Raw genomic sequence first — 3,814 nt, forward strand, 5'->3', positions numbered from 1 at the left:
TGTTTCCGCAGTACAAGAAAAAATCGCAAGTAAGCGCACCACTCTTGTGGAAGAAAGCGAACTTACTCATGTTGCGGCTCCTGATAATCCCACGAAAGAGTTTGAGAACCGGCAAGAGCGTTTTGCACTATATCGAGCAATGCAACAGTTAGATGCCGAAACTCGTGAAGTAATCCATCTGCGATTAGCCGGTGATTTCTCTTTCCGTGACATCGGTGACATTCTTGGGCACAGCGAAGTATGGGCTCGAGTGCGCTTTTATCGTGGTAAGGAAAAACTTGTAAAGATTATCGGAGGTGATAACAATGCGTGAAACCAATCTTGACTGCTGCGTAGTCAGGGATTTACTCCCATCCTATCTTGAAGAATTGACCGAGACAGAGACCTCTGCTATGGTCAGAGAACACATTGAGCATTGTGCGGCCTGCCGCCAGCTTGAAGAGGATATGCGCAGGCAGGTTCCTATTGAAAAAGCGCCACAGCGTGCACTTAGATTTTTAAAGCGTGTTAAACGCACTCGCTTAATAGCGGCAATTCTTTCCGCACTTGTTGCCCTGTTTTGTATAGGGTGGCTCTATGATTTGGAGTTTCATTATGCCAATACAGAAGCCGGTAGGCTGGAAGCGGTATGTGACTATATTCCTTCACCGGAAGGCAACACTATTTCCGGTGTGGAAGCAGGAACTCCGGTTCGTGCAGTCTCGTGGCAAACAATAGACAATCACCTGCTGATCTTTTTCGCAGCTGATAACGAGGAAAATGTTCATGGTGTTATGCATCTTTACTCTGTTAATCCTGTTCAAATTTTATTCCTCCTCTGTGACTTCCATAAAAAGTATATCCTATGCGTTCTTAAGCTAGCTGCTGTTAGTGCTTCTCATTGCACCCTGGTTATAAAAGCCATACTCACAAACCTCTTCACCAAAACTCTTTACATCTCTAATATAGAACTCTATCTAGCGAACTTTTAGAAAAGATATAAAACATCAGAGTATGGACAGTTGCGGATGTACTTCAGAAAAGATTAGATGTCTAAAAAGCTTGTAGTTAAAGCTTTTTAGACATCTAAATCTAGGTACTAAAACAATTCATCCAGTAAAATATAATATTTTATTTTCTCCCAATCAGGCTTGATCCCCAGTAAGTCAAAAAATAGCTCGACATACTGTTCTTCCCCGATATCCTCCCTGATCGACCGGACGCAGAAGGCAATGTCATACCACTTGTCCGCCCTGCCGCTTCTCCCAAGATCAATAAAGCCACTTACTTTGCCATCTTTCACAAAGATGTTGCTGTCTCCCAGGTCGCCGTGGGAAAAGACAAGTTCCTCTTCGGGCTTTTCCGTCTTTAAAAAATCATACAGCTCGCGCGGATCTTTAAATGGAGTGTCTTCTTCCCAGTTTTCGCAATCCACATCGGCCAGATCGTTATTCAGTAAGTAATCCAATTCGGCTAAGCGGCTGTCTAAGCTATTCGTATAGGGACAATCCGATATGTCGATGGAGTGAAAGAGCCTGATGCACTCCGCATACAGCTCGATAATCTTTTCAGGGCTTTGTTCATCTTCATACTCTTCCGAGCAAAGGACGCCATCGGCCTCACTCATGAGCAGATTGCTCCAGCCATCATGCCGTTCAAAGTGCAGGACCTTTGGAACAGGCAGCTTTCCTTCCAGCCATAGCATCATGTCCTTTTCCCGTTCCACATCATAGGTGGTCCCTTTATACCGGCTGTCCGTCATTTTTAAATATAGGTTTTCATTTTCTCCCACCAGCTTATATACCTTAGCAGGAGACATTCCTTCCGTATCTTTTACGCAGCGGTATTTTTCGATCAGTTTTTTCAATTCCGGTGATATTCTCATTTTAGCCATTTATTATTTCCTTCCTCTTTTCTACAGTATTTAAAGATACCCCAAGAAGCTAATTATAACAAGACGAACTCCAATTCACTGTTCCTTGCATTCTAAAACCTTAAATACCAGAAAACAGCTTTTTCAAAGTTGTTTTCAAAGTTGGCGTATAACATAGTATCGACGGAGCCGATTTTGAAACCACAATTATGATAGAATTTACAAGCTATAAGGTTATTGTCCTGGGTTTCAAGCATTAGTCCATGCAAGTTTTTATGCTTTGCCCATTCTATAGATATATTGATAAGCGCGCTGCCTATGCCTTGCCCCCTGAAATCCTTACATACGGCGATATCTTCTATATAAGCGTACCGGTTCCAATTTTTTCGCAGTTTAACTTTTCCGACGCATTTATCGTCTTGGTAGTAAAGATATATTATCTTATCAGTATTGTCAATATATTCAAGGCAATCTGCCTCCTCATCCTCTTCATCCTCTTCGTCTTGGTAGCTTTTTAAATATGGCGCTTCATAGAGTAATTCTGTAAAGGTCCAATTCTCGTTTTCATACCTCGGTATAATCTTACCTATCACCTCAAATGGTTCGCTGGGTTTATCGATATCTTTCAGGTGCCCTGCTTTCATTTCTGTAATCACTGTTCCCGCCTCTCTTCTATATCAGCGGCATATGTGCTATCCAGGCAGCCGGTTTTACCAGTGTATTTTTTATACATGTCCCTGGTATATTTTGTTATATTCCTATCATACTCCGGATAGGCATAATGAAGCCTTTCCGCCACCTCACCGGATACCGCCCTGAACAATTGATGGCATAGAAATAATGCTTCCCATATGTTTTCATAGGAATCCATCCGGTAGGTGGACAAAAGTTTCTCCCACAAATCCTCGGATATATACCTTTCAATAAACTTATAGTTCTTGCCTACACTTAATTTAAAGCCTGTTTCGATGCCGACCTTCCATGATATCATTCTCAGCAGCTCATGGCGAACAATCTGATTAAAATGATCAATAGCAAATAAAATTTCCTTACGGCACAATCCTTTAATAACATAAGGTGTTACATTCCAAAATTCATTGCAGCAATCATCATACTCCCTTGCGCTTGGCTTTCTTACATGATAATGATAAAAGTCATCTGTGTGCATATGCACAGACTTTTCCAAATCTGATTCTTTTGCAACAGCAGATGCCGTTGTAGTTTTTCCTGTCCCCGGCGCACCTGTGATTACAATAATTCTACCTTGATTCATCTATATTTTACCTCCACAACTTCCGATTTGTTGATAACTCATTATATCATAAATCTATTCACTGTATCATAAATCTATCCACTTTTCAATCTATATCACGCAATTAACTTGGAAAGGAACACCGCCGAGCAATGGGTTATCTCGGCGGTCACTCTTTTACTCGTTGTCCGCTCCATACGATACCGACGACGGAATTCCGTTATCATTTAGATTTTTCTCGATATCCTTCACCGGAAGTGAGGAAAAATACGCTTCTCTTCCCTCTTTTATTATAAGCTCGTGGCACGGCTTGTTTCCGGCGTTGTCGGGAATGCGCGCGTCCATTATGTTCACGGCTATCATCTCGGGAGTAATGGCGGCTCTCCCTCCGGCTTGACCTACGCACACCACCGCGTCGGGTCTGTATTGCTCCACCGCTTTTTTAAGAACCTCTCCTGCCTTTCCAAACACCGTCGGCACTTCGAGCTTTAAAATTTCCGCGCCTTGTATATCGTTTTAAGGGCAAGTAAAGAAGAAACTATGAAGCGAGCTATCGAACGCTCAAAGTTAGACAGAGAAACAAATATTGAATTAGTTGAAACAATGTGGAAGCAATTTTCCAATTTGGGAATCTATGAATTAAATGTTATAGATACAACTACGCATTCAATCAAAGATACTGTTTCCGCAGTACAAGAAAAAATCGCAAG

The 3,814-nt window shown here is 41.8% G+C and carries 4 protein-coding genes and 4 pseudogenes; 3 read left to right on the forward strand and 5 right to left on the reverse strand.

Annotated elements, in window-relative coordinates:
- Positions 1 to 313: RNA polymerase sigma factor (locus HMPREF9443_RS10825; RefSeq protein ID WP_009145955.1), on the forward strand; the 313-nt coding region annotated here is incomplete at its 5' end.
- Positions 306 to 419, forward strand: a pseudogene (locus HMPREF9443_RS11045) (zf-HC2 domain-containing protein); the annotation flags it as partial. The gene HMPREF9443_RS10825 and the pseudogene HMPREF9443_RS11045, both read left to right, overlap by 8 nt.
- A gap of 659 nt (positions 420 to 1,078) precedes the next feature.
- Here HMPREF9443_RS11045 and aph(3')-IIIa read toward each other — a convergent pair.
- From aph(3')-IIIa to HMPREF9443_RS07430, 5 genes and pseudogenes are all read right to left on the reverse strand, one after another.
- The gene (gene aph(3')-IIIa / locus HMPREF9443_RS07415) at positions 1,079 to 1,873 is read right to left on the reverse strand and encodes an aminoglycoside O-phosphotransferase APH(3')-IIIa (protein WP_001096887.1); all 795 of its coding nucleotides are present in this window, start codon (positions 1,871 to 1,873) and stop codon (positions 1,079 to 1,081) included.
- A gap of 92 nt (positions 1,874 to 1,965) precedes the next feature.
- Positions 1,966 to 2,508: a streptothricin N-acetyltransferase Sat4 gene (sat4, locus tag HMPREF9443_RS07420; RefSeq protein ID WP_000627290.1), complete on the reverse strand. Its 543-nt coding sequence runs from the start codon at positions 2,506 to 2,508 to the stop codon at positions 1,966 to 1,968.
- A pseudogene (locus HMPREF9443_RS07425) lies at positions 2,505 to 2,996 on the reverse strand (aminoglycoside 6-adenylyltransferase); the annotation flags it as partial. The gene sat4 and the pseudogene HMPREF9443_RS07425, both read right to left, overlap by 4 nt.
- A pseudogene (locus HMPREF9443_RS11220) lies at positions 2,997 to 3,125 on the reverse strand (AAA family ATPase); the annotation flags it as partial. It abuts the pseudogene before it with no gap.
- Between the two features lie 156 nt (positions 3,126 to 3,281).
- Positions 3,282 to 3,575 carry a pyroglutamyl-peptidase I gene (locus HMPREF9443_RS07430; RefSeq protein WP_009145957.1) on the reverse strand — a complete coding sequence of 98 codons (294 nt, stop codon included), beginning with the start codon at positions 3,573 to 3,575 and terminating at the stop codon, positions 3,282 to 3,284.
- A gap of 33 nt (positions 3,576 to 3,608) precedes the next feature.
- Here HMPREF9443_RS07430 and HMPREF9443_RS10595 point away from each other — a divergent pair.
- Positions 3,609 to 3,814: pseudogene (locus HMPREF9443_RS10595) on the forward strand (AAA family ATPase); the annotation flags it as partial.

The sequence above is a fragment of the Phascolarctobacterium succinatutens YIT 12067 genome, assembly GCF_000188175.1.
Lineage (GTDB): Bacteria > Bacillota > Negativicutes > Acidaminococcales > Acidaminococcaceae > Phascolarctobacterium_A > Phascolarctobacterium_A succinatutens.